This window comes from Pseudoalteromonas thalassia, from assembly GCF_049257215.1.
Classification (GTDB): Bacteria; Pseudomonadota; Gammaproteobacteria; order Enterobacterales; family Alteromonadaceae; genus Pseudoalteromonas; species Pseudoalteromonas lipolytica_C.
In genome coordinates this window covers 83,325-109,623 of sequence record NZ_JBMMUE010000008.1, presented here as the reverse complement: position 1 = coordinate 109,623, position 26,299 = coordinate 83,325, and the positions used below count along the sequence as shown (strand labels likewise).

Here is a 26,299-nt window from a genome sequence, read left to right as displayed (position 1 = left end):
ATTTGATATTTGTTACAAATCATGTAAATAAATAGGGACATGAGTGTGATATTATTTTTCCACTATTAAAGGAAGTAAACATGATTGCAATAAACAACCTCAATAAACGTTTTGCCTCAGCCCACGTTTTTGAAAACTACAATAAGCAATTACAAGGTAAAAGAGTTTGTTTACAGGCAGCCAATGGCAGAGGAAAAACAACGCTACTGATGATGCTCGCTGGCCTAGAAGAGCCACAGTCAGGGCAGATTTTATACAATAATGAGGCATTAAAATCACCGCAAAACGATGTTTCAATTGCTAGCGACCGTATTGTGCTGCCTGATTTTTTAACTGCGAGGCAAATTATTGAACTTAGTTGCAAGGCATTAAAGAAAGACATATCAGAGCAGCTCATTAAAGGTTTTAACTTTACAGAGCATCTCAACACTCGCTTCAGTTCTTTATCTAGTGGAAACCAAAAGAAATGCCAGCTCATTACTGCTTTTTTAAAGAAAGCCCCATTTTTACTATTAGATGAACCGAGTGCAGCGCTTGATCAAACAAGTATTCAATTTTTGCTGACCTTACTTGATGACTACCTAGATGATAAACCTAATGGGCAAATCATAATTACAAGCCACGAACCTCAGGTGTTTATACAGCACGGTTTTGAGTGTACAGCATTATGATTGACTCTCTTGCTAGCTACGCGTCATTCCTTGCTTATCGATACTTAGCATATACGACTAACCTTAAAAGCATGCTGTCTCAGTTAAAGAGCTTTAGCTTGTTGCTCGCACTCTTACTTGGCCCTGCATTTCTTGGTATGGTTTTACTGTTGTTTTTAGGGCTTGGGAAAATAGTCGATAGCCATGCAGAACCCGCTTCTGGCGCCAAATTAGCATTGGTTTATCTTTTACTTGAATCGGTGATGTTATGGGCCATGGCGCCAGCCATTAAAAATGTGCAAAACAGGGCATTTCAGCGAAGCCTTTATAAACCCTCTTGGCGAGTATGTGTTGACTGCAAGTTATTATTTTTAAGTAATGTTTGGCTCATTGCGAGTTTATTAATAGCTGTAGATTTATCGTTGAAACAATGGCTACAAGTGCCTCATTTTATGATTTTTGTGTTTTTGCAGTGGCTATGTGGGGTATTTGTTCTTTATAGGCCAATTGCACTTTTTTATAGCTTGTTAATAAGCTCTGTACTGATATTACTGCCTGTTAGTTTATCTTCGCTGCAATACTATCTAGGATTTGTTGCTATTTTCAGCTGCTCGACTTTAATCCCTTCTGTAAGAATTAGCCATAAGTTGAAAGTACACTCGTTTGCTTTATTTTGGCTTAGTTACTTTTTACAACACAGTTGGTGTTTAATATGGCGTGGCTCAGTTCTGGTTGCATGTTTGTTTTCTTTATTACAGCTAATAACAATTCGGAGTGACTTTAGTGATCTGATACAGGCTGTAGCTTTATCAGTATGTGTGTTGCTAACTAGCTCGTTACAGTTCGATTGCATGGCTGTTTTTAAAAAATATCGGTTATTCTTTCAAAGTAATAACCAAGACAAGCTGTTTTATGTAAGCCATTTTATACCGAGTCTTATATTTTTTGCTGTGGCTTTAATGGTAGTTATAAGCATGCTTGGCACTAACTTGATTTACATACCCATTGGCGCAGGCTGGTGTTTATTACAGCAATATATAGCGCAAAAAAAACCAGCGCAATTTGCGCTGGTTTGGTTTTTCATAACAATTGGAATTGTTTTGCTAGCTTAGGCAGCGTCTGCTTTTTTATCGCTTTCGCCACGGGCTACTTTACCAGCAACTAAGTCTGCTGGGTCAAAGTCGTCAACGTTAATAACGTCAAGACGGGCTTTTTCAACAGCCGCTAGTTTGTCGGCTTCAGCTTGACTTAAAATGCCAGCTTCTAGGCCTATTTGCGCTACTTTATCAAGCTGGAAGAAAGGCAGTTTTACGCCTTTTTCACGGCATACCTTGTCAAACAGCGGCTCAACTTCAAGAATGTCTTTAAGCGTTTGCTCTTGACGACCAACAAGGTTAAGTGGCTCGTTTTTAAGGTAAATATAGTTAGCTAAACGGTTACGAGTTTCGCTTGGTACTTGTAATAAGTGCGCAAGTTTATGCTCAAGCTTATCAGTAGGTTTACGAACTGGACGACCGAATGGGAATAACATGATTTTTAGCATTGCACGAAGTGGTGCAGATGGCATGTTATTGATTAGGTCAGCAAGAGCTCGTTGGCAGTGGTAAAGGTGATCTTGGCAGCTCCATTGAACTAGCGCAAAATCTTCTTTTTTACGGCCTTCGTCGTTGTAACGTTTAAGTGTTGCAGATACAAGGTATAAGTAGCTTAGTAAGTCACCTAAACGTGCAGAGATACGCTCTTTACGCTTCAATGAACCACCAAATACCGCCATGCTGATATCTGACATTAATGCTAATGATGCGCTGAAACGTGACGCAACACGATAAAACTCAGCTGTTTCGTCTTTGTACGGCGTACTTGTGAAGCGAGCATTCGTTAGTGCTAACCACTTAGTACGAACAAGGTTCGAAATAGTAAAGCCAACGTGACCCATTAATGCTTTATCGAATACTGCAAGCGCTTCTTCACGGTCTTCAATTGCACAAGCGCCTAGCTCAGTTAACACGAATGGATGACAACGAATTGCACCTTGACCATAAATGATCATGTTACGCGTTAAGATGTTTGCACCTTCAACAGTGATTGCAATTGGCGCACCTTGATAACCACGACCTAGGTAGTTGTTTGGACCAAGCATGATGCCTTTACCACCATGAACATCCATGCCGTGAATTGTTGCTTCACGCATTTGTTCAGTTAAGTGGTATTTGATAATCGCAGATACAACCGATGGTTTTTCACCAAGGTCAACAGCACCGGTAGACATGCTAACGGCAGCATCAGAGCTATAAGCGTAGCCTGCAAGTTTTGCCATTGATTCTTCAACACCTTCCATTTGACCAATAGGTAAACGGAATTGACGACGAATACGGCTGTAAGAACCTGTTGCAAGCGCAATTGTTTTAATGCCACCTGTTGAGTTAGACGGCAAGGTGATTGCACGACCAACAGATAAACATTCAACTAGCATACGCCAACCTTGACCAGCCATTTTCGGGCCACCAATGATGTAATCAAGTGGTACGAAGATGTCTTTACCGCGAGTAGGACCATTTTGGAATGGTACATTTAGCGGGAAGTGACGACGGCCAATTTCTACTCCAGGAGTATCTGTTGGGATTAACGCACAGGTAATACCAGGTTCTTTATTATCACCTAGTAAACCGTCTGGATCTTGTAGTTTAAATGCAAGACCAAGTACAGTCGCAACAGGAGCAAGAGTAATGTAACGTTTGTTCCACGTTAGGCTAATACCAACAACTTCTTCGCCGTTCCATTGACCTTTACAAACAACACCGTAGTCAGGAATTGCACTTGCGTCAGAACCAGCTTCTGGTGATGTTAAAGCAAAACATGGGATCTCTTGACCACTCGCTAAACGTGGTAAGTAATGATCTTTTTGCTCTTTAGTACCATAGTGCTGAAGTAATTCGCCCGGACCTAATGAGTTAGGTACACCTACGATAGATGAAAGTAACGTTGATTTACTTGTTAGTTTTTGCAGTACACATGATTGTGCATAAGCAGAAAACTCTAAACCGCCATATTCTTTTTTGATGATCATGGCAAAGAATTTATTATCTTTTAGATATTGCCAAACATCTTGCGGTAAATCAGTTAATTCGTGCGTTGCGTGCCAGTCATCTAACATGCTACACACTTCTTCAACTGGGCCATCAATAAACGCTTGTTCTTCGATAGTCAGTTTTGGTGCTGGGTATTGGTGTAATTTGTTCCAGTCAGGACGACCACAAAATAGATCCGCTTCCCACCACGTAGTACCGGCATCAATTGCTGATTTTTCAGTATCCGACATTGTCGGGGTTACTTTTTTAAATGCAGCAAAAATAGGTTTAATGATGTATTGTTGACGAATGCTTGTCACAGAAAGTGGCACAGCAATAAGTAAAAATAGTAGCCAACTGATTGCACCAAACGCGCCAGCAAAAGTGCCAACAAGTAAGGTCGCAATGGCAATACCTAAACAGGTATTCCAGCTCGATCTGTGGTAACTCGCCACACTAAGTAGCACGAGTAAACCAAGTAAAAATATGAGAGTCATTGATTATTCCTTAATAGAGGTCAGACCACCTCTTTTAGAGTAGCGCTACAACCATGAATTATCAAGAGGGGAACAAAGATAAAACGATGCTTTGTAAAACCTTTTAGTGAGTAAACTGTATGAACAGTGCAAAAAAATTTACAGTGGGCTTATGACTATTTAGTTTATGTAAATGGTGCACATAAAAAGGTGTGTAAAATATGCACTATTTATCAGATAGTTCTGAAAATCTCAGCATAGCAGTTGCCATCTTTAGCGCTATGTACAACAATGAGCGCAGGCAGGGATCAGCCCATCATGCCTTTTACTTCGATTAGTTTTATAGGTTAATAGTTCTATGTGTGAGTTGCTTGGCATGTCAGCCAATGTACCAACGGATATTTGTTTTAGTTTTTCGGGCTTATTAGAGCGTGGTGGAAACACTGGCCCGCATAAAGATGGTTGGGGCATCACCTTTTATGAAGGTAAGGGCTGTCGCACATTTAAAGATCCCGAGCCAAGTTGCCAATCAGAAATTGCCAAACTCGTTAAAGCGTATCCTATTAAAAGTATTTCGGTGATAAGTCATATTCGCCAAGGGAATCGTGGTCGTGTATGCCTTGAAAACACGCATCCGTTTACCCGCGAGTTATGGGGCCGTGAAATTACGTATGCACACAACGGGCAATTATCTAATTATCATGATTTAAAGCCAGACTATTATCGACCTGTCGGTAACACTGACAGTGAACTGGCGTTTTGTTGGCTGCTCGATAAGATCCGCGAAAAATACCCTAAGCGGCCATCAAATATGGCGTCTGTATTTCGTTATGCGGCAAAGCTTGCCCATACGCTGCGCGAAAAAGGCGTATTTAATATGTTACTGACCGATGGTGTTTATGTGTTAGCTTATTGCACCAATAACCTACATTGGATCACGCGCCGTGCACCATTTGGCAAAGCGACATTAATTGATGCAGATATGGTGATTGATTTTCAAAAAGAAACCACACCGAACGATGTGGTTACCGTTATTGCAACACGGCCTCTCACCAATGATGAACGCTGGCAGAAAATGGAACCCGGTGAGTTTGCACTGTTTAAAATGGGCGAAAAAATTTAAATAAAAGATGAAGCGCTATTAAGGCGCTTCATTACTCACTTCATTTGTTACGGCGACTGGTGTGGTCACAGTGAATGAATTAAGTTGCACTTCAAATTGCTCTACGCCTTTTTCACCTTTCCACATACGCACGAGCATGTAGTCCATTTCTGGGGCAAACCACGCCAATGCTTGGCGTTTATCGTTATCATATAAGCGCTTAACTTTAATCGCTTCTACATTACCAACAGGTAGCGAAATAACTTCGGTGCCGATAACTTCAAAGTCGTAATTGCGCAGGTTGCCTTTTTTATCAATCAATGGATACGATAATTGCGTTTTACCTTGTTTTAACTCTTCGCGCACTTGCACTTGGTAAGACAGTGAATCTTGAAAATCGTCAGACCAATCAAGCTTTAATGGGTATTTACTTTCGCTGCTTTGTACTTGCTTTTGCGCCGCATCAAATTTTAAGCTGTATTCTTTATCAGGCCCTGTGCCTGAGCGCTCCATGGTGTAACTTAGCGGAGAAATTTTTTGATCATGGTAAGTAAATTTAGATGTTTCTTTTCGTGAGTCAGAAAAAATCATCCATTCGATTTCGCTGTGATAAGTGATCACGTAGTTACCGTCGGCGGCTTTTTTAAGCTCGCGGATTGCTTTACCATGGGTTTCGCCTTTACGAAGTACATCGTATTTGGCTTCATATTGAGTGAGATCGCCAGCTAAAACACTGGTAGGAAGTAATAAAGTGCCCACACAAGCGAGTAGGGCACTTAAATTTTTATTCTGGATAGTGCGCGCCGTGTGCAGGAAGTTTCTTTTCGTCAAAAACTGCATAATCTGCTTCCATCTTGAGTCGTTGTTCACTGAACCACTTGACCACCAATGGATAGATTATATGTTCTTGCTGATGAACACGTTGTGCGAGTGTCTCTGCGGTATCGTTTTCGAGTACCGGCACTTTGGCTTGAAGAACAACGGGACCGCCGTCTAGCTCTTCTGTGACAAAGTGAACACTGACACCATGAACGTCATCTTTTGCATCTATCGCTCGTTGGTGGGTATTCAGCCCTTGGTACTTAGGCAACAAAGAAGGGTGAATGTTCAACATTTTTCCCTTAAATTTTTGCACTAAGCTAGGAGTAAGAATACGCATAAAACCAGCTAATACAACTAGATTTGGTTCAAAATTGTCAATAATGTCCATTAACTCAGCATCATAGGCCTCGCGCGAGTCAAAATCTTTATGGCTAAGTACACGTGTTTGTATACCTGCATTTTTTGCTCGTTCAAGGCCATAGGCGTCGGCTTTATTACTAATTACAGCGGCGATTTCGGCTTTTATCTCACCACGCGCACATGCGTCGATGATGGCTTGAAGGTTTGAACCGCTACCAGAAATTAATACAACAAGACGACAAGGGGTCATTAGTCACGACCACCTAAAATTTCTACTTGCTCTTCGCCTGCTTTCGCATCTTGGATCTCACCGATATGCCATGCATTTTCGCCAAGATCTTTAAGGATTGTTAAGCTTTGCTCAAGTTTGTCTGCTGGAACAACTAAAATCATACCAACACCACAGTTGAATGTACGGTACATTTCGTGTGTTGTGATGTTGCCGTTTTCTTGTAACCAGTTGAAAACAAAAGGCCATTCCCAGCTGTCACCTTTGATAACTGCTTTTGCAGATTCAGGAAGTACGCGTGGGATGTTTTCCCAGAAACCACCACCCGTGATGTGAGATAACGCGTGTACGTCAACGTGCTTGAATAGCTCAAGTAGTTGTTTAACGTAGATACGAGTTGGTTCTAAAAGGTGATCGCCAAGTGTTTTGCCTTCAAGCTCAGCGCTCGTGTCTGCGCCAGATACTTCAAGAACTTTACGAATTAATGAGAAGCCGTTTGAGTGAGGGCCACTTGATGCAAGGGCGATTAATTGGTCGCCTGCAGCAACTTTAGTACCGTCGATAATTTTTGATTTTTCTACAACACCAGTACAGAAACCAGCCATGTCGTAGTCTTCGCCGTCGTACATACCTGGCATTTCAGCAGTTTCACCACCGATTAATGCACAGCCAGAAAGCTCACAGCCTTTACCAATACCTGTTACAACATCAGCCGCAGTGTCTACGTCTAATTTACCAGTTGCATAGTAATCAAGGAAAAATAGTGGCTCTGCACCTTGTACAATAAGGTCGTTTACACACATAGCAACAAGGTCGATACCCACTGTGTCGTGCTTTTTAAGATCGATTGCTAAACGTAGTTTTGTACCAACGCCGTCTGTGCCAGCAACCAGTACAGGCTCTTTATAGCCAGTTGGTAGTTCGCAAAGTGCGCCAAAACCACCGATACCGCCCATTACTTCAGGACGTCTGGTTTTTTTAACTACGCCTTTAATACGCTCAACAAGTGCATTACCGGCATCGATATCTACGCCCGCGTCTTTATAGCTAAGAGACTGTTTTTGTTCGCTCACAGGTTTTCCTCAAAAAAGTTGCATGTGGGTTGCTTAGAAACGCGCGTATTTTACAACAATTGCAATGGCGCGGCTAGTTGAAAAATCACTTTAACCGACTTGACAAGGACAGTTGTCCGGTTTTTTGCTTTCAAGTTACAAGGCAAAAGTATCAAGTAAATGTCACTTTGACCTTGTAACTAGAGACTTCTCACTATTTGTTAAGCTTTCGCTGTTAAAATAGCGCGTAGGGGGGCTGGGTAACCTTCGATGGTTTTGCTGGTGTCATTTGGGTCTAAAAAGTCGACCAATGATTCGTTTTCCATCCACTGGGTTTTACGTTGTTCTTCAAGCGTTGTGATTGCACAGTCTTTAACTTGTACATCTTTAAAGCCAACGCGCTCCATCCATAGTTTTAATGCCGCGGTGCTTGGGATAAACCACACATTACGCATTTTTGCATAACGGTCGGTTGGCACTAAAACTGTGTGCTCATCACCTTCAACAACCAGTGTTTCAAGGACTAACTCACCGCCAGGACGAAGCTGCGCTTTTAATTGCGCTAAAAAGTCGATTGGTGAACGACGATGATATAAAACACCCATCGAAAATACTGTATCAAATGCTTTTAGCTCTGGCAGAGCTTCAACACCTAATGGCAATAAATGCACGTTTTCATCTTGGTGGTAATGCTTTATCGCTTGGAATTGGCATAAGAATAAATCAGATGGATCGATACCTACTACAAAATTAGCGCCTTCACCGCGCATACGCCACAAGTGATAACCTGAGCCACAACCAATATCAAGCACAGTGCGGCCTTTTAACGGTTCAATATGAGGCAGTAAACGATCCCATTTCCAATCACTGCGCCACTCAGTATCAATCTCGATACCGTGTAAGCTAAAGGGGCCTTTTCGCCAAGGCATCATGCGCTTTAATAAATGCGTTAACTGTTTTTGCTGACCTTCAGATAGCTCATCACCGGTACCGATTTGTACTTTATCCTGCAGGTTTACATGGTTTGTGCTTACCTCAGGTAAGTTTTTCAGCACTTTTTGCCATTTAGGTAAATCACCGTGGCTGGCTTCGAGTTCCCAGTGCTTTAATTGGCCAGGTAAAGTTTCGAGCCAGTGACTAAGCGGACTTTGTGCGATAGCAGCATAAAATTGGTTAAACCATTGAGACATGAAATACTCTTTATATCGTTGTGATGATTACTTGATTGCAATCATCGAACAGAAGTTAAAACATTGATACCACACTTGCGTTTGGCTAAAACCAATTTCACTTAATCGGTTTAAGTGGGTAGATAAATGATCAGGGCGCATGACATTTTCGATAGCTGTGCGCTTTTGGCTGATCTCAAGCTCTGAATAGCCGTTATGACGTTTAAAATCATGATGTAAATCAATGAGCAAATTATCGCATTGCTCATTTTCACCTCTAATTTTTTCGCTCAGCAGCAAAACGCCGCCTGGTTTTAAATTTGCGTAAATCTTTTCAAGCACCGCTTGGCGCTTTTCAGGTGGAATAAACTGTAATGTAAAGTTCATTGCCACCACAGAGGCATTCTCGATGGCTAAATCGTTTATATCACCCAGCGTGACAGTGACTGGCACGTCAGAGCGAAAACCTTGTAAATGTAATTTACAACGCTCAACCATCGCTTCTGAGTTATCAACGGCAATAATATTACAGTTATCGGTGCGAATATTACGGCGCATACTTAAAGTTACTGCACCAAGTGAACAGCCTAAGTCGTATAGGTTTGAATTACTTTGCGCGTATTCGCCAGCCAGTTTACCTATGGTGCTAACAATGGTTGCGTAACCCGGCACCGAGCGCTGGATCATATCTGGGAAAACTTCTACTACATGTTGGTCAAAGCTAAAGTCTTTAACCGCTTGCTCAGTGGCATAAATACTGTCTTTTTGCGTCACGTGAACAGTCTCTTTAAAAAATAATACCGCTATTTTAGCATTTTTAACTGGATAGTCAGTGATAAATTCAGTAGCTTGGCTAGAATTATCAATAACAAGTACAAAAAAGAGAAGTTTAATGACAAAAAGCAAAGTGATTAGTACAGAAGATATCTTATCAACTCTGTGTCATTCAGTGACTGGAGTTCTGTCTTCAGCAAGTGGTAATAGTATTAGTTATTCTGCCATGGTACAAAAAATAACCCGCACCTGTATGCGCCCAGATATTGGCTGTTTTGTATTATTCGATGGTGGTTTTACTGGCCTTGTGGTAACAAACTTCACAGCCCAAGCAGCCATGGAAATTTACCATGACTATATGCGCAACATGGGTATGCCAGAAGACGAAATTGCACAAAGCCATTTATCAGATGATGTGGCAAACGTACTCGGCGAGCTGATGAACCAAATCGTTGGTGACTTTACGTCAAAAGTACGCGACCAGCTGCATACTTCTATTACGCAAAACCAACCTAAGATGATGGCGATTAATAAACAAGTGCAAATCTCTGTCGATACCACTATGGATAGACCACAAGCACGCCGTGTGACTTTCACTACAGCGAAGCAAAATATCTTCTATCTAGAACTGGCAATGGATAAAACTGAATTTATCAAACTACATGATTTTGATATTTCAGAAGCTGTTGACCCAGATGACATCATCGAAAACGAAGCCAAGCAAAAAGCTGAAAAGCAAAAAGCATCATCACAAGCAGACGATGTAGATGATGATTTTATGGCAGAACTTGGTTTGTAACCGGATTCGTAGGTTGGGTAGAGCGCAGCGAAACCCAACGACATGAGCTGTCAGCCATCAGCTTTCAGCCGTCAGATAAAAATAGAGGCGCGGTTTAGACCGCGCTTTTTTTGTGCTTTAGAGCAATTGATAACATCTTTGTCTAGGAGGCCAATTAATGAAATTGCACCGTTTGCTAATACTGGTTTCATCTTGCAAGTCCCTTTACCATCTTTAAAACTATAATCTTCAAATGCGTTTGCAGTTGTACACTTAGAAATTAATAAAAGTATTATCAATACTCTATATAACATTCCATTTTTTCCTTTTAGAAAATACTCTATGCTTGTTCACTTCATCTAAATACCTTACAGCTTAAAGCTTTGAACTTAAAGCTCGTTTTAAAGCCTACATTCATCCAATTTATGCTTTACTCATAAAGCCTTAAATGGATTTGATGATTGCATGAACTACTTAAAAAACTTTATAACTAAATTTGTTTTCATGATGCAGAAGCGGCCGGGGTTGATGGCGGTGTTGGCTTTTTGTAGTGGTGTGGCAAGCTATGTCTTTGTTGAGCGAAAAGAATCGTTTTCGCAGCTTATCTCTGTTTTATTATTAGTCACTTGGTTGTGGTTGTTAATAGACAACTGGCTTAGAGATAAAGTAGAGGAGCGTTTTGGTGTGGCGGTGTCGCCTAACGTGATGCGCTTTGCGCTGCAGGTTGTGCAGCAAGAAAGTTTGTTTTTTGCCTTACCATTTTTCTTGGCGGTGACTACTTGGGACCATGGTCAGGCCGCGTTTACCGCTTTAATTATTCTTTGTGCGTTCGTATCTGTTGTTGACCCCCTCTATTACAAAAAGCTTGCAAGGCACAGTGTGTGGTTTAGTGTGTTTCATAGCTTTTCTTTGTTTGTCGTGTTGTCGGTTACCTTGCCAATTTTATTAAAGTTAACGACCAGCCAAAGTTTTGAAATTGCGCTGATCACGGCTGTTATTTTAACAATTCCAAGTCTTGGTAATTTGATGCCCAATGCTAAATGGTGGCGTTTTCCGTTGTTGGTGTTATTGCTTTGTGCATTAGGTGTTGGGCTTTGGCAATTGCGTAGCTTTGTGCCACCTGCGGCACTGCGTTTAACCGATATGAGCATGTCGTATCAGCTTGATGCACAAGCCCGTAAACCGCTTTCGCCAATAACAGAACTCACCGAGCAGAGCTTGCATGAAAAAGGTCTATATAGTTTTAGTGCAGTAAAAGCACCGCGAGGGCTAAATGAAAAAATCTTTCATGTTTGGGTGCATAATCGTAAAGAAGTTGACCGCATAGCCTTGGATATTTCTGGTGGTCGTAAAGAGGGCTATCGAGCGTGGAGCCATAAAACGAATTTTCCTGCAAATGCCGTCGGAAAATGGGTCATTAAAGTGGTTACCGAGTCTGGGCAGCTGATAGGGCAAAGAAGGTTTGAAGTAATTGAAGTCTAGCCGTCAGCTTTCAACCGAAATTAGAGTGGGCAATTTTGATTGAACGTTTATGAATAAAAACATTTTGAATGAGGCTTTATTTGGCTTGAAATCAACAGCCTTACTCATAACGTATTCTTAGAGGAACATATTGCTATGAACCAATAACTTAATTATTGTAAATATTAAGTTTAAAATTTTTGGCAAGAGAAGCATGACTAGATATTTTCAGTTTACTGTGCTGGTTACAGCAGTTTTATATACGACTTTTTTTTTCTTACCTTATATTTGGCAATATATTTACTCTGAAGACATTTCTCACTTATTATCTGCTTCAGGAACAGGTGGAATCATTGAACCTCAAAGCTCGTTTCCATACATTTACTCAATGGTATATGTATTAAGTCTGCTTGGTCTTTATTTATACAAAAAATTAGCAAAGTGGTTATTTTGTTCACTGATCGCCTTTAACTTTCTTGTGAGCCCTTACATTCTTGGGTTATATGTAACAATGTATTTTGATGCATCTATTGGTTATTTACTTACTCTTTGCGAAGGTGCATTGATTCTAATGCTCTTTAGTGATGATGTTATAAAAAAGCTCAAGTAAACAGTCTATTTTTGGTATTAGATTTCATATTATTTTTACTTATATCTTTAGTAAGGATTTTTCCCTTCACCTACCAGCACACCGAATATTCTTAAATCCAGTTCTAGTTGATGGTATTGCGGCTCCATATGGCAGCAAAGTTGATAGAAGGCTTTGTTGTGGTCTTTTTCTTTAAAATGAGCCAGCTCGTGTACGACGAGTGCTTTGAGTAGTGGCTCAGGTGCGCGAAGTAGGTCGCTATTAATGGCAAGATCGTGTTTTCGGGTTTTACCTTGCATACGAAAAGTATGGGTACCTAAGGCATTTGTGACCATATCGCCTTGTTTTTTGAATGCGGCACGGCCAAAAGGCAGGGCATTTTTAAGGTAGCGCTTTTTCAGCTCAGTGGCGTAATTGTATAAAGCTTTATCGCTGGTAATGCTATGCGCATCAGGGTATTTGCCTTTAAGGTATTTTGCGGCTCTGTCACCATTAAATAGCTGTAACACTTGCTCAATGATGTGGGGCGGGTAACCTTGAAAATAACGGCTGTAATCTTTCATATTTTCTCTGATAAATCGGGCGCTAAAATAAACTGCTTTGGCTTGCTTCGCGTTCACCTATAAAAGGCGCAAGCACGGGGTGATTGTAATCTAAATCTTGGCAAAACTGTCTTGCTAAAAGTGGTGACTGGCGATTATCTGCGGTATGAAAAAACAAATAGGGCGATTTTCCTTCATCAAGCCATTGCTTTACTTTTTTCAGCCATGGCTGGTAATACGACTTGTATTCGTGTTCAAGACTGGCAATCACAAAGCGCAGCATTGGCTGATTTCCTGTTGCAATAGCATGCACAGGTAAATAAGGCTTTTTCTTTTGCGCATCAATGAGTGCATCGGTATCGGCGGGTACCGCAAATAAAGCGCGGGTATCCATGCTGATGCGATCTATATTATTTTTAATTAATAGCTGATTTAAACGAATTTCAGCATCATCTTTATTAAAGAAGCCGGGGTGACGTACTTCTACGCCGTAACTAAGTTGTTTAGGTAGTTGTGCAATAAAATTAGCAAGAAGGGGGAGGGCATCAGGGCCAAAGGCACGGGGTAGCTGCAACATGATTTGCCCCGTTTTAGCAAAAATGGGCTCAAATAAGTTTAGCCACGCATTAAGCTCACTATTTATATTCGTCAGTTGTAATTCGTGACTAAAACGCCGGTGAAACTTAAAAGTAAATTTAAAGTCTTCGGGGACAGCATCATGCCAGCGCACTAATGACTCATGACTTGGGTCAGCATAAAAACTGGTGTTGCCCTCGACTGAGTTAAAGCATTGCGCATACTCACTGAGCATGTCGGCGCTTTTACAGTGACTAGAGAGCAAATTTCCTTTCCATGCGGTGCTAGACCACTGCGGACAACCTAAGTACAGCATTAAATCAACCAATAAATTTAAATTATGTCTAGTGTAACAAAAGAAATGTTTGCTCAGAAGCCGGGGCATATATTTAGCCCCCCGACAGGCACTGCTGGCACTCGCATTTTGAGATGGTTTGGGTATAATGCTCTGCCTTAAATGATTACTTTGTATAGTGGCTTTTGCTCTCAAAATAGCGAACTCTTAAGAGCAGGCGGCTATAAGTCTTTAACTGACAGGAATACTATGCGCTCTATATATTGCGGACAGCTAAATAAATCTCACGTAGATCAAGAAGTTGAACTATGTGGTTGGATCAACAAACGCCGTGACCTTGGTGGCCTTATTTTCGTCGATTTACGTGACAGAGAAGGTTTAGTACAAGTTGTTTTTGATCCTGAAGTAGAAGGATTAATGGATACTGCGAATAAACTACGTCAAGAGTTTTGTGTGCAGTTAAAAGGTGTTGTTCGCGCACGCCCTGAAAGCCAAGTAAACAAAGACATGGCAACAGGTGAAGTTGAAATTTTAGGCACAAGCTTAACTATCATCAACCGTTCAGAGCCATTACCACTTGATTTTAATCAGCAAAACTCTGAAGAGCGCCGCTTAAAATACCGTTACCTAGATTTACGTCGTCTTGAAATGAGCGACCGTATCAAACTTCGTGCAAAAGCGAGCAGCTTTGTGCGTCGTTTCTTAGATGACAACGGTTTCTTAGATATCGAAACACCGGTACTAACAAAAGCAACACCAGAAGGTGCGCGTGACTACTTAGTACCTAGCCGTGTTCACAAAGGTAGCTTCTATGCTTTACCTCAGTCACCACAGTTATTTAAACAATTATTAATGATGTCGGGCTTTGACCGTTACTATCAAATTGTTAAATGTTTCCGTGACGAAGACTTACGTGCTGACCGTCAGCCAGAATTCACACAAATCGATTTAGAGACATCATTCATGAGCTCTGATCAAGTGCGTGCAATGACTGAGAAAATGATCCGCGAAATGTGGCAATCATTACTAGACGTTGACTTAGGCGACTTCCCAGTTATGCCTTACAGCGAAGCAATGCGTTTATATGGTTCTGATAAACCAGACCTACGTAACCCAATGCAGCTTGTTGACGTTGCTGATTTAGTAAAAGACGTTGAGTTTAAAGTATTCTCTGGTCCTGCTAATGACGAAAAAGGCCGTGTTGCGGTATTAACTGTACCAGGCGGTGCTGAGCTTTCTCGTAAACAAATCGACGATTACACTAAGTTCATTGGTATCTATGGCGCGAAAGGCCTAGCATGGATGAAAGTGAACGACCGTGCTGCGGGCGTTGAAGGTGTACAATCACCAATCGCTAAGTTCTTAAACGAAGAGGTGATCAACCAGTTACTTGAGCGTACTAACGCACAATCTGGCGACATCATTTTATTTGGTGCTGACAAGCGCAACGTTGTAAACGAAGCAATGGGTGCGCTACGTCTTAAGATTGGTGTTGATTTAGGCATTACTGATCTAGATAGCTGGAAACCATTATGGGTTGTTGACTTCCCAATGTTCGAAGACGACGACGAAGGTATATTGCATGCGGTTCACCACCCATTCACTGCACCGAAAGGTATTTCTCCTGAAGAGCTTGAAGCAAACCCAGCTGGTGCACTATCAGATGCATACGACATGGTATTAAACGGCTACGAAGTTGGTGGTGGTTCGGTACGTATTCACAATGCAGAAATGCAAGAAACAGCATTCAGAATTTTAGGTATCGAAGCGCAAGAGCAACAAGACAAGTTTGGCTTCTTACTTGACGCACTTAAATACGGTACGCCACCGCATGCAGGTCTTGCGTTTGGCCTTGACCGCTTAGTTATGCTGTTATGCGGTACTGATAATATTCGTGACGTTATTGCTTTCCCTAAAACAACTCAAGCATCATGTTTATTAACAGATGCACCAAGCAAAGCAAATGCAGATGCATTAACTGAGCTTGCAATTGATGTTGTAGCGAAAGACGCTGAATAATTGGTAAAAGCCTGATTTACGAAAACCCTAAGGTGTATGCCTTAGGGTTTTTTGTGTTTAAATAAATACTTAGTATGTTCTTCAAGGAAAGAGTGTGAATATCAGTGCAACTTTAATCGGGCAAATAATTTTTATTTTGATCCCTGTTTTTGCCGCGATCAGCTATTACTTAGGTAAGCGTAAAACCTCAACACCAATCGTGGTGGCCGTTATTGGTGGTTTACTAGGGCTAATTCCATTGTTCGGTCTTATTTTTATTGCTGTACTTGCGCTTAAACAAGATATTGAGACCACCGCGTGATCGCAAGCCATTCCCTCTATTTTGAACACACCTTTGAAGTAAACCTAGCAGGGCAAACATTTTCACATTGTGAGTTTGAGCAATGCGAATTTATCGACTGTGACTTTAACAACAGTCAGTTTGAAAACTGTCGGTTTATAGAATGCGAGTTTAAAAACTGCAATTTAGCTGCACTTGGGCTTAGGTACACCTCACTCGAAGAGGTGAGCTTTAAACAGTGTAAATTAACCAGTGTGCGCTTTACTGATGTTGATTGGCCGTTACTTGCCAGCCGTGCCCCTGTGAGTTTTATTGGCTGTGAACTAAGCCATAGTAGCTTTTTTGAACTTAGTTTAAAAGCTTTAAAAATGCGTAGCTGTTTTGCCAAAGATGTTGATTTTAGACATGCAGATTTATCTTCAGCTGATTTTACTGATACGGACTTTCGTGACAGCTTGTTCCAACAAACCAACCTCAGTAAAGCTAACTTTATTGGTGCCAGCCACTTTGCTATTGATATAACAGCTAACAATATCAGTAAGGCCAAATTTGAACGTTATGCTGCTTTGGATTTATTAGCAGGGCTCGATATAGAGCTGGTGGATTAAATATTATTGCTAATTAAAGTAAGGAAAGTTATGGATTTAAGTCCCATCACCTTAGAAGGTCAATTTGTTAAATTAGTGCCGTTAACGCTTGAGCACCGTGATGCTTTAGTAAACGCCGCTACCGATGGAAAGCTTTGGGAATTGTGGTTTACCTCGGTGCCCAATGAAGAACGAGTTGACGATTATTTAAATATGGCGTTTGAACAACAAGCACTTGGTCGCGCATTACCATTTGCTGTTATTGATAAACACACCGATGAGGTGATAGGCTCAACTCGCTTTTGTAATATCGACAGTAAAAACCGCCGTTTAGAAATTGGTTACACCTGGTATGCCAAGCGTTTTCAACGTACTGGTGTTAATACTGAATGTAAAAAACTGCTACTGAGTTATGCATTTGAAACGCTTAATGTGATTGCCGTTGAGTTTCGTACTCATTGGCATAACCAGGCTTCGCGCAATGCCATTGCTCGCTTAGGAGCGAAACAAGATGGGGTACTTCGTAATCACCAAATAATGGCCGATGGCTGCGTACGCGACACCGTGCTGTTTTCAATTATTGATGGTGAGTGGCCCATGGTTAAACGTAGTTTAGAATTCAAATTAGCGCAGTCATAGAATGTTAAATATTAAAAAGGCGGCGCTAATACTCGCTTTAACTCTTAGCGGGCAAACAGCCTTTGCAAACCAAACAGAGACACTGTTTGATACTAAGCGAGCCCGCCATATTCCGGTGATCATTACAGCAGCCGATAGCGAATGCACGGTAAAGAAAAAGTGCCCCGTGGCATTTATTGGAGCAGGCTATGGTATGGCACATACAGACTATCAATTTGCCCAGCAGGTCTTTCATCAGCATGGTTATTTAACGGTTGAAGTTGCTCATGAGTTAAAAGGCGACCCGAGTTTAAACCCTGAGCCACCCTACATGACCACACGCATGGAAAACTGGCACCGTGGTGTACAAACCCTTGAGTTTTTAGCTACAGAGCTTGCAAAGCGTTATCCTGCGTATGACTTTAATCAGCTCACTTTATTTGGTCACTCAAATGGGGGTGATATTGCAGCATTATATGCCGCTATTTATCCCGCTAAGGTTTCTAAGTTGATCACCCTTGATCATCGTCGTATGCTGATCCCGCGAAACAAAAATATTGCTGTACTTACACTGCGTGGTAGCGATTACCCAGCAGATGACAACGTATTGCTAACGCCGCAAGAGCTCTCTGTATACCCAGTGACGCAAATTAAGCTTAAAGATTCGCGTCATAACGATATGTATGATGGTGGGCCGAAAGCGCTTGTAGCACGAATGAGTAAAGAACTTAGCGTGTTTTTATCTCGCTTTTGATGCTCAGCTAAAACCGAGCATCAATATCGCTGCGAAAATTAAAATAGCCCATCTCGACAAGGTTGTTATACACACCCTCAATATTCAGTGGTAGCCATTGCTGGTACATTTTTAAATGGCTGTATTTAGGTAAGTTTATTTCTTTTTGTAAGGTCGCAAGATTTTTACCTTGTAACATGCCATCGCGAACGGCAGCGTGTAAGTCTTCAATATAGTGTAAGTACGAAACAACGTCATCGCGGTTGCCAGTATCTGCATGGCCACCTATAAATGCAGCAAAAGCAGGCTCATTTAACACCGCGTTGGTTGAATGCAGCATGCCATTGATATCGTAGCCAATCAGGTTTTTATATGGCATGCGGCCAAGCACAATCCAATCAACAACATAAAGTACATTGGCAGGCATAAAACGCATACTGACATTACCTCGGCCATTATTGGGCCCATAGTAATTAAGCAGCACGTAGCTATCACCTAAATCGACTTTGAGTGTATCGGTAAAAGTAAGATCAGGCAGAGCCGTAGGCACTTTATTTAATTTAAGGTCCTCAGCTGCAAACTGATGAGCAACGATAGTTGTGTTGGTATCGATTAGCTCATTACCGCCCATTGCATGGTCAACATGGCTGTGGCTGTACAGCATATATTTGATATCGGCGTTAAAGGTTTTCTTGATATAGTTTTTTAGGTATTTTGCGGCGTCGCTATTGATAGGATCAGTCACTAAGGCAAGGTTATCAACAATCATAAAAGCGCTGTGGTAATGGCCAGCACTAAAGCGGTATACGTTGTCTTTAATATTTTCGACTTTATAGTTGGCTTGCTCTGCTGAGATAACCTGATTGGTTACGAGTATCAGCGCACTGAAAAGTAACATTTGCAGCCTTTTGAACATTAGCGATCCTTTTGCGTTGAAACGTGTCTAGTTGGTCATACCTAAGTTTAGATGATAGTACATATTATACTACTTAAATGCTTAGTTGATCTGTATCAAACTTAAGGAGTTAAGCAAGGTAGGGGCGGACATAAGTCCTTATGTTTTTGCCTGTGTTTCTCTATCCTCGCGAAGCGCTATAATGAAGAAATGCTATGCTTAGCACAGACTTCTAGAACCTTATTCACTGGAAAAGACAATGCAACATTTACCTACCGTTGATTATAAAGCGAGCGATGCGGCCGCTCAATTTGTTGAGTCACTAAGAAACACAGGTTTCGGTGTATTAAAAAATCACCCAATCCCTCAGTCATTAGTTGAGTCTATTTACAAAAATTGGCAAGAATTCTTTAATTCTGAGCAAAAGCACGAGTTTTTATTTTCAAAAGAGACACAAGATGGTTATTTCCCACCATCAGTGTCAGAAGTTGCAAAAGGCTTTACCGTTAAAGATATTAAAGAGTACTACCACGTTTATCCAAAAGGCCGTGTCCCAGCACAGCTAGAAGAAGAAATTCGTGAGTACTACCGTTTAGCGAATGAGTTTGCAGCTACATTATTAAGCTGGGTTCAAGCTGAAGCACCAGAAGAGGTGCGCGCTAAGTTCTCTATCGATCTTAAAGATATGATTGCTAACTCAGAGCAAACACTCCTGCGTATTCTTCATTACCCACCAATGACAGGTGATGAAGAGCCAGGTGCAATCCGTGCGGCAGCGCATGGTGACATCAACCTATTAACTGTATTACCTGCGGCGAATGAGCCTGGTTTACAAGTACAAACAACGGATGGCGGTTGGTTAGACGTACCATGTGATTTTGGTAACCTGATCATCAATATTGGCGACATGCTTCAAGAAGCGTCAGGTGGTTACTTCCCATCTACGATTCACCGCGTGATCAACCCAACGGGTAAAGCGTCAACGAAATCACGTATTTCGTTACCATTATTCTTACACCCGCGTCCTGATGTTGTGCTATCTGAGCGCTACACCGCAGACAGCTACCTACAAGAGCGTTTGCGCGAGCTTGGTGTTAAGTAAAGATTAGCTATACCCAAACCACCTTGAGGTGGTTTGGGTATATGAGAACAAAGCGGCATGAGCCGCTTTTTTTATGCCTTAAATTAATCGACCAAGCTCATTATAAAATATGAGTTTGTAAATAATTCCATGCATTATTGACTATCCTAGGTATAATGCGCGCACTTCGCCGTATCGGCTGAATTTTTTAAAGAGAGATAGTATGAGTTTTGATGGGTTAGGTTTATCACCAGCTTTAGTAAATGCAGTTTTAGAAAAGGGCTATGAAGCACCAACGCCTATTCAATCACAAGCTATCCCTGCGATCATTGAAGGCCGCGATGTTATGGCTGCCGCACAAACGGGTACAGGTAAAACTGCGGGTTTTACGCTGCCGTTAATTGAGCGCTTGTCAAAAGGCCCTAAAGCGGGTGGTAATAAAGTACGAGCATTGGTACTGGCACCAACCCGTGAGCTTGCTTTACAAGTAAGTGAAAATGTTGAGCAATATGCAAAACATTCAAATGTCAGCTCATTTGTTGTTTATGGTGGCGTTAAAATTAACCCACAAATGCTGCGCCTTCGCAAAGGTGTTGATATTTTAGTAGCAACACCAGGTCGCTTGTTAGACCTACATAATCAAAATGCTGTTAAGTTTGATGATTTAGAAGTGCTGATCCTTGATGAAGCCGACCGTATGCTCGATATGGGCTTTATTCATGACATCAAACGTATCATAGCTAAATTGCCTGCTAAACGTCAAAACCTGATGTTTTCAGCGACTTTCTCTGATGAAATTCGTGAACTTGCAAAAGGGCTAATTAACGACCCAGTTGAAATTTCAGTCGCAGCAAAAAACACCACAGCTAAAACGGTTTCGCAGTCTGTTTATGCGGTCGATAAAACACGCAAAACAGCACTACTTAGTCATTTGATCCGTAGCAATGATTGGCAGCAAGTATTAGTATTTTGCCGCACTAAACATGGTGCGAACCGCTTAGTTAAGCAGCTTGAACGCGATGAGATTGTGGGAGCTGCTATTCACGGTAATAAATCGCAAGGTGCTCGCGTTAAAGCGCTTGAAGGCTTTAAATCGGGTGAAGTGCGCGTACTAGTGGCAACTGATATCGTTGCCCGAGGCCTTGATATTGTTGAGCTACCTCATGTTGTTAACTACGATTTACCGAATATTTATGAAGATTACGTACACCGTATTGGCCGTACGGGCCGAGCAGGTGCATCGGGTCATGCTATTTCGTTTGTAACAGCTGATGATGCCGACGATTTATATGGTATTGAGCGCTTTATTGGTGAGCTTATTCCGCGTGCAACAGAAGCTGGCTTTGAGCCGAGTAAGCCGGTTGCTGAAAAGCCGCTAGATACGCGTCCAATCAAGCCTAAAAAGCCAAAGAAACCGAAAAAGCCAAAAGCACAAGATGGTCAAGGCGCAGCAAAACCTGCACAAAAGCCAAAACCTAAATCGCAAAAGCGACCTTTACAAGGTAAATGGCAGGGTAAAGGTAAAGAGCAGGGCCAAAACCAAAAAGGCAGTAATAACGCTAATAAATCGAATAACAACAAACCCACAGGTAATAAACCTGCGGGTAATCGTCAGCGTGTGTCTGGGCCATCTCGACCAAGACGTAAACCTGCTGCGGATAGTTGATAACAGTAAAAACAAAAAACGCGCAATTGCGCGTTTTTGTTTTTCTAAGCGATTAAAAAAGTTTAATGCAATACAAGGTGGCGACACCAATAAAGAGTGTCACGGTGACACTTAATAAAGTGCCCAGCATGACATATTCGGTGAGTTGTTTTTCGCTACTTTCTTTTAAATCACCAAAGCGAAATATAGATTTTGCTGCCAGTAGAAAGCCCACACCGCCGTATTCACCCAGCAAGATAAAGCTCAACATTAATACCCGCTCTAGCAAGCCAATAAAATGACCCGCAGCAGGAATACTGCCTTCATTGTTGATCTGGATATTGATTTTTTCTAGCATCATGCGAATAAACACAGAGCTTGGGTTAAGCACCAATAAATAAGCTGCAATAACAAACAAGGTATCGAGGGCAATCAGCTTTTGCCATGTTAAGCTATAAAATTCATTTTTATCGGTAAGCCAAACCGTTAGCATTACAATCACAACAAGGTGGGCTAGTTGGTCGAGTATAAAGGGCACCACGCCTTTATTTGAATACGATTTTGCCAAGTCAATGACATAGTGGCTCAGCATAATCGCCACAGTTGCTAACAATACCCGAGAGAACTCTTGCCAGCCGTAGGTGTATTCCCACAGTGTTAGCACAGCTAAAGAGGTCACGCCATGTGTTAATACGTGCAAGTAGAGTTTGCTGGCACGAAAGTGACGGTTGTTTCTATCGTGCACCCAGCTCATTGGTTGCCAATAAAAGTCAGCAAGTAAGTGACCCAGTACTAAAGCAGTGAGTAATAGAGCAAAACTGGTCATAACAATCCTTTGAGTGTGGTTTGGCTGTAATTTATAAAGCGCTCGATTAGTTGATAATGGGCTAGGTTGAGTAACTTAGTGACATTCTCTCGGCTAGTATTAAGCTCTTTGGCAAGCTCTGCATGACTGTTATTTTCGACGGTTAAATAATAAAACAGGGCATTGGCCTGCTTTTGACTCATTTTTTCAAGTAGTACTTCGACAAAAGCAATATTAAGCGCAAAGGCTTCTTCAAGGGTGTTATTTTCAATATTGATCACCAAACGTTGCTGGCCGATGTTATCTAAGCCGCGACCAGATAAGGTATAAGCACTGCCTGTGGCTGTTTTTATATCGGCGCGGGGGTTGTCGAGTGAGCCAATAGCCAAACTTTGTCGTAGTTCGTAATTGGCTGCTTTCATTTGCAAATACAACAAGATGGCTGCATGACACACCAGCTCAGGCTCTGATAGCTGTACTTGCAACGCATCACCTCGGTAAATGGTGAAGCTTGCATTAAAACGCTTGGCAACAAAGCGTAAGCTTTGATCAAGCTGATACAGCATGGCATCGTATTCTTGTTGTGGAATTTTTTGTGATTTAATTAAATCACCACTGATCACCGCAATCATTATGATCCCTTAGATTAAGTAACTTAATTTAGTTACATCGCGATAAGTAACCAAATTTGGTTACTTTGTTTTATGTAACCAATTTAGGTTACTTTTTCGTAAATATCAACCTAGATATGCTACAGTGAACACAAATCACTAAAAACAGAATAATTATGTCAGTAGTTGATAAGCCAAGAGTCGGTATCTTTGTAGATGTACAAAACATTTATTACACCTGTAAAGAAAGTTACAAGAAAAACTTTGATTACAATGCCTTTTGGGCACAGATGAGCGAACGCTACCAAATTGATTGTGCTATTGCGTATGCAATATACCGAGGTGACGAAAAGCAATCGCAGTTTCAAAATATCCTGCGCGCAATTGGTTTTGAGGTAAAACTAAAACCTTTTATTCAGCGCAGAGATGGTAGTGCAAAAGGGGACTGGGATGTTGGCATTACCATTGATATGCTAGAGCATGCCAAGCAGCTTGATAGAATGGTATTACTTTCGGGTGATGGTGATTTTGCGTTATTGCTTGGTCACTTAGCGAATAATTATCAGCTACCGTGTGATGTCTATGGAGCAGAGCACCTCACTGCCGATATTTTAAAGCAAGCCGCTGCTGAGTTTCACTGTATTGATGATTCACTGTTGTTATCAAGATAGAAAAAAATATTCCACTTTAAATAAAATGTTTAACTAAAGTATTATTTGCGCTAAGCTAATATTAGATACAATACTGAGTATATAAAAGCACAGTAACATGGAGCTTTGTCGCTAATTTGCACTCAAAAAAGTAGCGAGAATAAGTTGAGAAGTGATTACTGGACGATTTTTTATTTATTACTCACGAATAATGCTCTTTAGTTTCAAAGTGTTGTAGGTAAATTTTAAACTTATGTGCATTTTTATAAAAAAAATAATGACAACGCTGTCATTTGTTGTGTAACATTAAATCAACAAAGGTTGAGATCATTTCGCATTCTTAGAATAAAAATAATGCGATTTAAATAAAAACTAAACGAAGGCTAGGGGTCGTTAAATGATGGCGAAGAGTGTGAGTGAGGACCAATTGTTTATTGGTATTGATGGTGGCGGAACAAAATGCCGAGCTACTATCTACTCTGTTAAGCAAGGTGTATTAGGAACCGGCCTTGGTGGCCCCGCGAACCCATTACATGGTTTAGAACGCACGCTTGAATCAATAATGGTCTCAACACAGTTAGCTCTTCGAGATGCTGGATTACCACTTGAGACAGTTCATCAACTGTATGCTGGTTTGGGTCTGGCTGGTGTAAACCTACCTAGCTTGTACGACAAGATTATGGAATGGGACCATCCATTTAAACAAATGTTTCTCACTACCGATTTACATACTGCTTGTATTGGGGCACACGAAGGTAGCGATGGTGCGGTAATTATAACCGGTACGGGCTCATGTGGATTCTCTTGTGTTGCGGGTCATACCACAAACTATGGTGGTCATGGTTTTGCTCTTGGTGATAAGGGCAGTGGTGCATGGATGGGGCTTGAAGCTATAAAAAACGCATTACTTGATTTAGATGGTTTGGGTGAAAAAACAGAGTTAACAGATGTGATTTGTCAGCATTTCTCGGTGGATAATGCCATGGGGATTGTCGAGCAAATGTCAGGGCAGCCTTCGAGTAGTTTTGCCAAATTAGCACGTTATGTATTTGAAGCAGCAAAAAATAACGACCAAGTAGCGATTGAAATTGTTAAGGAAGGAGCTAATTACGTCAGTAAATTAGCACACCGATTACTTGAAAATAACCCTCCACGTTTATCTATGATCGGTGGTTTAGCTGAACCATTAAACTGTTGGCTTGATGAAGATATAGCGAAACGAGTTGAAGCGCCGATTCAACCACCCGAAATGGGCGCTGTGTATTTTGCTCAGCAATCTGTGCTTGAACAAAACCAAGAGGTAAGTTTGTAATGACGATTTATCATGCAAGTAAATTGTTTACCGGTGACGAATTTTTATCTGACGTATATTTTAGCGTCGACAATGGCGTGTTTAAGCGTGTTGAAGCACATGCTGATGCCGTTGCATTAACGGGTTTAGTCGCGCCAGGTTTTATTGATGTACAAGTGAATGGCGGTGGTGGGGCGTTTTTTAACGCTGAACAAACACCAGATTGTTTAGATAAAATAGCCAAAGCACATGGTCAGTTTGGTTCAACAGCGATTATGCCAACGCTGATTACCGACAAAGTCGAAGTCATGGCAAAAGCCGCAGATGCCACTGCACAAGCAATTGCTGAAGGGATCCCGGGCGTTATGGGCGTACACTTCGAAGGACCGCACCTTTCATTAGGGAAAAAAGGCACCCATAGCGAGCAGTTTATTCGCCCAATCACAGAGCAAGAATTTGCGATTTATGCACGCCAAGATCTAGGTATTAAAATGGTTACCTTAGCGCCTGAGAATGTTAGTGCTGAAGATATCGCGCGCCTAGTTGAGTGTGGCGTAAAGGTATCTATTGGCCACACTAATGCGGATTTTGCGACTACCAATGCTGCACTTGCAGCAGGAGCTGATGGATTCACCCATTTATTTAATGCGATGTCAGCGTTTACATCACGAGAGCCGGGTGTTGTTGGTGCTGCACTTTGGGATGATAACAGCTGGTGTGGCTTAATTGTTGATGGTCATCATGTGCACCCTTCATCAGCAAAATTAGCAATTCGCAGCAAACAACGCGGAAAAATTATGTTAGTCACAGATGCAATGCCACCTGTGGGTACTGACGATATGGAGTTTGATTTCTTTGATGGTCGTAAAGTTATTCGTACTGGCGATCGATTAAATTCAACGACCGGTGAATTAGCAGGCAGCGTACTTGATATGGCAAGTGCGGTGCGTAACACAGTGAATACATTGGATGTTAGCCTTGCTGAGAGCTTACGAATGGCATCACTTTATCCTGCACAATATTTAGGTTTACATAAAAAAGGTCGCTTGCTGAGCGGTTTTGATGCTGATTTTGTTGTGCTAGATGATAATCAATATGTAAAAGCGACATATATAGCTGGTAAAGCTTTGTAAGAACTTCC

The 26,299-nt window shown here is 41.4% G+C and carries 27 protein-coding genes; 16 read left to right on the top strand and 11 right to left on the bottom strand.

Going from position 1 to position 26,299, the window contains the following annotated elements; translation table 11 throughout:
* The first annotated feature begins 80 nt into the window (after positions 1-80).
* Positions 81-671 (top strand): ATP-binding cassette domain-containing protein, encoded by a 591-nt coding sequence (locus AAEU31_RS11250; protein WP_421967253.1) that lies wholly within the window; start codon positions 81-83, stop codon positions 669-671.
* On the top strand, positions 668-1,762 hold the full coding sequence (locus AAEU31_RS11245; RefSeq protein WP_421967252.1) for a DUF6136 family protein: 1,095 nt from the start codon (positions 668-670) through the stop codon (positions 1,760-1,762). The genes AAEU31_RS11250 and AAEU31_RS11245 overlap by 4 nt, the downstream gene beginning before the upstream one ends.
* Here AAEU31_RS11245 and fadE read toward each other — a convergent pair.
* Positions 1,759-4,215: an acyl-CoA dehydrogenase FadE gene (gene fadE / locus AAEU31_RS11240; RefSeq protein ID WP_421967251.1), complete on the bottom strand. Its 2,457-nt coding sequence runs from the start codon at positions 4,213-4,215 to the stop codon at positions 1,759-1,761. The genes AAEU31_RS11245 and fadE overlap by 4 nt on opposite strands.
* Before the next feature lie 337 nt (positions 4,216-4,552).
* On the opposite strand from fadE, the gene AAEU31_RS11235 reads away from it, so the two are divergent.
* A complete protein-coding gene (locus AAEU31_RS11235; RefSeq protein WP_054551596.1) occupies positions 4,553-5,317 on the top strand; it encodes a class II glutamine amidotransferase in 765 nt (254 codons plus the stop codon).
* A gap of 18 nt (positions 5,318-5,335) precedes the next feature.
* On the opposite strand, the gene AAEU31_RS11230 is transcribed toward AAEU31_RS11235, so the two are convergent.
* From AAEU31_RS11230 to cmoA, 5 genes are all read right to left on the bottom strand, one after another.
* Complete coding sequence (locus tag AAEU31_RS11230; RefSeq protein WP_135924182.1) at positions 5,336-6,136, bottom strand: DUF3108 domain-containing protein; 801 nt, start codon at positions 6,134-6,136, stop codon at positions 5,336-5,338.
* Positions 6,081-6,728 (bottom strand): phosphoribosylglycinamide formyltransferase, encoded by a 648-nt coding sequence (gene purN / locus AAEU31_RS11225; protein WP_054551594.1) that lies wholly within the window; start codon positions 6,726-6,728, stop codon positions 6,081-6,083. Before purN ends, AAEU31_RS11230 begins: the two co-directional genes overlap by 56 nt.
* Positions 6,728-7,780, bottom strand: coding sequence for a phosphoribosylformylglycinamidine cyclo-ligase (purM, locus tag AAEU31_RS11220; protein WP_421967250.1), 1,053 nt, complete (start codon positions 7,778-7,780; stop codon positions 6,728-6,730). Before purM ends, purN begins: the two co-directional genes overlap by 1 nt.
* Before the next feature lie 200 nt (positions 7,781-7,980).
* Positions 7,981-8,949, bottom strand: a complete 969-nt coding sequence (cmoB, locus tag AAEU31_RS11215; protein WP_054551592.1) for a tRNA 5-methoxyuridine(34)/uridine 5-oxyacetic acid(34) synthase CmoB — start codon at positions 8,947-8,949, stop codon at positions 7,981-7,983.
* 27 nt (positions 8,950-8,976) lie between these two features.
* Positions 8,977-9,702 (bottom strand): carboxy-S-adenosyl-L-methionine synthase CmoA, encoded by a 726-nt coding sequence (gene cmoA / locus AAEU31_RS11210; RefSeq protein ID WP_063706202.1) that lies wholly within the window; start codon positions 9,700-9,702, stop codon positions 8,977-8,979.
* A 118-nt stretch (positions 9,703-9,820) separates the two neighbouring features.
* On the opposite strand from cmoA, the gene AAEU31_RS11205 reads away from it, so the two are divergent.
* The 3 genes from AAEU31_RS11205 to AAEU31_RS11195 all read left to right on the top strand — a co-directional run bounded on the left by AAEU31_RS11205 (position 9,821) and on the right by AAEU31_RS11195 (position 12,551).
* On the top strand, positions 9,821-10,501 hold the full coding sequence (locus AAEU31_RS11205) for a DUF3334 family protein (protein ID WP_421967249.1): 681 nt from the start codon (positions 9,821-9,823) through the stop codon (positions 10,499-10,501).
* A 444-nt stretch (positions 10,502-10,945) separates the two neighbouring features.
* A complete protein-coding gene (locus AAEU31_RS11200) occupies positions 10,946-11,962 on the top strand; it encodes a DUF5924 family protein (RefSeq protein ID WP_421967248.1) in 1,017 nt (338 codons plus the stop codon).
* Between the two features lie 193 nt (positions 11,963-12,155).
* On the top strand, positions 12,156-12,551 hold the full coding sequence (locus AAEU31_RS11195; RefSeq protein ID WP_054551587.1) for a hypothetical protein: 396 nt from the start codon (positions 12,156-12,158) through the stop codon (positions 12,549-12,551).
* A gap of 47 nt (positions 12,552-12,598) precedes the next feature.
* Here AAEU31_RS11195 and AAEU31_RS11190 read toward each other — a convergent pair whose 3' ends face one another.
* Positions 12,599-13,093, bottom strand: a complete 495-nt coding sequence (locus AAEU31_RS11190; RefSeq protein WP_421967247.1) for a M48 metallopeptidase family protein — start codon at positions 13,091-13,093, stop codon at positions 12,599-12,601.
* A gap of 22 nt (positions 13,094-13,115) precedes the next feature.
* Positions 13,116-13,964: a DUF72 domain-containing protein gene (locus AAEU31_RS11185; protein WP_421967246.1), complete on the bottom strand. Its 849-nt coding sequence runs from the start codon at positions 13,962-13,964 to the stop codon at positions 13,116-13,118.
* Positions 13,965-14,192: 228 nt separating this feature from the next.
* On the opposite strand from AAEU31_RS11185, the gene aspS reads away from it, so the two are divergent.
* The 5 genes from aspS (at position 14,193) to AAEU31_RS11160 (ending at position 18,201) form a co-directional block, all read left to right on the top strand.
* Positions 14,193-15,962, top strand: a complete 1,770-nt coding sequence (gene aspS / locus AAEU31_RS11180; protein WP_421967245.1) for an aspartate--tRNA ligase — start codon at positions 14,193-14,195, stop codon at positions 15,960-15,962.
* 94 nt (positions 15,963-16,056) lie between these two features.
* Positions 16,057-16,263 carry a hypothetical protein gene (locus tag AAEU31_RS11175; RefSeq protein WP_421967244.1) on the top strand — a complete coding sequence of 69 codons (207 nt, stop codon included), beginning with the start codon at positions 16,057-16,059 and terminating at the stop codon, positions 16,261-16,263.
* Complete coding sequence (locus AAEU31_RS11170; RefSeq protein ID WP_421967243.1) at positions 16,260-16,850, top strand: pentapeptide repeat-containing protein; 591 nt, start codon at positions 16,260-16,262, stop codon at positions 16,848-16,850. Before AAEU31_RS11175 ends, AAEU31_RS11170 begins: the two co-directional genes overlap by 4 nt.
* Positions 16,851-16,880: 30 nt before the next feature.
* Entirely contained in the window at positions 16,881-17,468 is a 588-nt protein-coding gene (locus AAEU31_RS11165; protein ID WP_421967242.1) for a GNAT family N-acetyltransferase, read from the top strand.
* Between the two features lies 1 nt (position 17,469).
* Complete coding sequence (locus tag AAEU31_RS11160; RefSeq protein ID WP_421967241.1) at positions 17,470-18,201, top strand: alpha/beta fold hydrolase; 732 nt, start codon at positions 17,470-17,472, stop codon at positions 18,199-18,201.
* A gap of 7 nt (positions 18,202-18,208) precedes the next feature.
* Here the strand turns inward: AAEU31_RS11160 and AAEU31_RS11155 are convergent, their stop codons facing one another.
* Entirely contained in the window at positions 18,209-19,096 is an 888-nt protein-coding gene (locus AAEU31_RS11155) for an MBL fold metallo-hydrolase (RefSeq protein ID WP_421967240.1), read from the bottom strand.
* A 238-nt stretch (positions 19,097-19,334) separates the two neighbouring features.
* On the opposite strand from AAEU31_RS11155, the gene AAEU31_RS11150 reads away from it, so the two are divergent.
* Complete coding sequence (locus AAEU31_RS11150; RefSeq protein ID WP_135924192.1) at positions 19,335-20,177, top strand: isopenicillin N synthase family dioxygenase; 843 nt, start codon at positions 19,335-19,337, stop codon at positions 20,175-20,177.
* Positions 20,178-20,379: 202 nt separating this feature from the next.
* The gene (locus AAEU31_RS11145; RefSeq protein ID WP_421967239.1) at positions 20,380-21,822 is read left to right on the top strand and encodes a DEAD/DEAH box helicase; all 1,443 of its coding nucleotides are present in this window, start codon (positions 20,380-20,382) and stop codon (positions 21,820-21,822) included.
* A 52-nt stretch (positions 21,823-21,874) separates the two neighbouring features.
* Here the strand turns inward: AAEU31_RS11145 and AAEU31_RS11140 are convergent, their stop codons facing one another.
* The gene (locus tag AAEU31_RS11140; RefSeq protein WP_135924194.1) at positions 21,875-22,627 is read right to left on the bottom strand and encodes a DUF3307 domain-containing protein; all 753 of its coding nucleotides are present in this window, start codon (positions 22,625-22,627) and stop codon (positions 21,875-21,877) included.
* Complete coding sequence (locus AAEU31_RS11135; protein WP_135924195.1) at positions 22,624-23,238, bottom strand: hypothetical protein; 615 nt, start codon at positions 23,236-23,238, stop codon at positions 22,624-22,626. Before AAEU31_RS11135 ends, AAEU31_RS11140 begins: the two co-directional genes overlap by 4 nt.
* Positions 23,239-23,393: 155 nt before the next feature.
* Here AAEU31_RS11135 and AAEU31_RS11130 point away from each other — a divergent pair, with 155 nt between their 5' ends.
* The 3 genes from AAEU31_RS11130 (at position 23,394) to nagA (ending at position 26,291) form a co-directional block, all read left to right on the top strand.
* Positions 23,394-23,888: a LabA-like NYN domain-containing protein gene (locus AAEU31_RS11130; RefSeq protein WP_421967238.1), complete on the top strand. Its 495-nt coding sequence runs from the start codon at positions 23,394-23,396 to the stop codon at positions 23,886-23,888.
* A 376-nt stretch (positions 23,889-24,264) separates the two neighbouring features.
* Entirely contained in the window at positions 24,265-25,179 is a 915-nt protein-coding gene (nagK, locus tag AAEU31_RS11125; protein WP_135924197.1) for an N-acetylglucosamine kinase, read from the top strand.
* A complete protein-coding gene (gene nagA, locus AAEU31_RS11120) occupies positions 25,179-26,291 on the top strand; it encodes an N-acetylglucosamine-6-phosphate deacetylase (RefSeq protein WP_421967237.1) in 1,113 nt (370 codons plus the stop codon). The genes nagK and nagA overlap by 1 nt, the downstream gene beginning before the upstream one ends.
* Positions 26,292-26,299: the final 8 nt, after the last annotated feature.

What these genes read in the sequence shown, in the direction of transcription:
- aspS (WP_421967245.1), top strand. Translation starts at nt 14,193, where the DNA reads ATGCGCTCTATATATTGCGGACAGCTAAATAAATCTCACGTAGATCAA.
- AAEU31_RS11185 (WP_421967246.1), bottom strand. Translation starts at nt 13,964, where the DNA reads ATGCTGTACTTAGGTTGTCCGCAGTGGTCTAGCACCGCATGGAAAGGA.
- AAEU31_RS11250 (WP_421967253.1), top strand. Translation starts at nt 81, where the DNA reads ATGATTGCAATAAACAACCTCAATAAACGTTTTGCCTCAGCCCACGTT.
- cmoB (WP_054551592.1), bottom strand. Translation starts at nt 8,949, where the DNA reads ATGTCTCAATGGTTTAACCAATTTTATGCTGCTATCGCACAAAGTCCG.
- AAEU31_RS11230 (WP_135924182.1), bottom strand. Translation starts at nt 6,136, where the DNA reads ATGCAGTTTTTGACGAAAAGAAACTTCCTGCACACGGCGCGCACTATC.
- AAEU31_RS11160 (WP_421967241.1), top strand. Translation starts at nt 17,470, where the DNA reads ATGTTAAATATTAAAAAGGCGGCGCTAATACTCGCTTTAACTCTTAGC.
- AAEU31_RS11165 (WP_421967242.1), top strand. Translation starts at nt 16,881, where the DNA reads ATGGATTTAAGTCCCATCACCTTAGAAGGTCAATTTGTTAAATTAGTG.
- AAEU31_RS11130 (WP_421967238.1), top strand. Translation starts at nt 23,394, where the DNA reads ATGTCAGTAGTTGATAAGCCAAGAGTCGGTATCTTTGTAGATGTACAA.
- purN (WP_054551594.1), bottom strand. Translation starts at nt 6,728, where the DNA reads ATGACCCCTTGTCGTCTTGTTGTATTAATTTCTGGTAGCGGTTCAAAC.
- AAEU31_RS11190 (WP_421967247.1), bottom strand. Translation starts at nt 13,093, where the DNA reads ATGAAAGATTACAGCCGTTATTTTCAAGGTTACCCGCCCCACATCATT.
- AAEU31_RS11155 (WP_421967240.1), bottom strand. Translation starts at nt 19,096, where the DNA reads ATGTTCAAAAGGCTGCAAATGTTACTTTTCAGTGCGCTGATACTCGTA.
- nagK (WP_135924197.1), top strand. Translation starts at nt 24,265, where the DNA reads ATGATGGCGAAGAGTGTGAGTGAGGACCAATTGTTTATTGGTATTGAT.
- AAEU31_RS11200 (WP_421967248.1), top strand. Translation starts at nt 10,946, where the DNA reads ATGAACTACTTAAAAAACTTTATAACTAAATTTGTTTTCATGATGCAG.
- AAEU31_RS11150 (WP_135924192.1), top strand. Translation starts at nt 19,335, where the DNA reads ATGCAACATTTACCTACCGTTGATTATAAAGCGAGCGATGCGGCCGCT.
- AAEU31_RS11205 (WP_421967249.1), top strand. Translation starts at nt 9,821, where the DNA reads ATGACAAAAAGCAAAGTGATTAGTACAGAAGATATCTTATCAACTCTG.
- AAEU31_RS11145 (WP_421967239.1), top strand. Translation starts at nt 20,380, where the DNA reads ATGAGTTTTGATGGGTTAGGTTTATCACCAGCTTTAGTAAATGCAGTT.
- fadE (WP_421967251.1), bottom strand. Translation starts at nt 4,215, where the DNA reads ATGACTCTCATATTTTTACTTGGTTTACTCGTGCTACTTAGTGTGGCG.
- AAEU31_RS11195 (WP_054551587.1), top strand. Translation starts at nt 12,156, where the DNA reads ATGACTAGATATTTTCAGTTTACTGTGCTGGTTACAGCAGTTTTATAT.
- AAEU31_RS11140 (WP_135924194.1), bottom strand. Translation starts at nt 22,627, where the DNA reads ATGACCAGTTTTGCTCTATTACTCACTGCTTTAGTACTGGGTCACTTA.
- AAEU31_RS11245 (WP_421967252.1), top strand. Translation starts at nt 668, where the DNA reads ATGATTGACTCTCTTGCTAGCTACGCGTCATTCCTTGCTTATCGATAC.
- nagA (WP_421967237.1), top strand. Translation starts at nt 25,179, where the DNA reads ATGACGATTTATCATGCAAGTAAATTGTTTACCGGTGACGAATTTTTA.
- AAEU31_RS11135 (WP_135924195.1), bottom strand. Translation starts at nt 23,238, where the DNA reads ATGATTGCGGTGATCAGTGGTGATTTAATTAAATCACAAAAAATTCCA.
- AAEU31_RS11235 (WP_054551596.1), top strand. Translation starts at nt 4,553, where the DNA reads ATGTGTGAGTTGCTTGGCATGTCAGCCAATGTACCAACGGATATTTGT.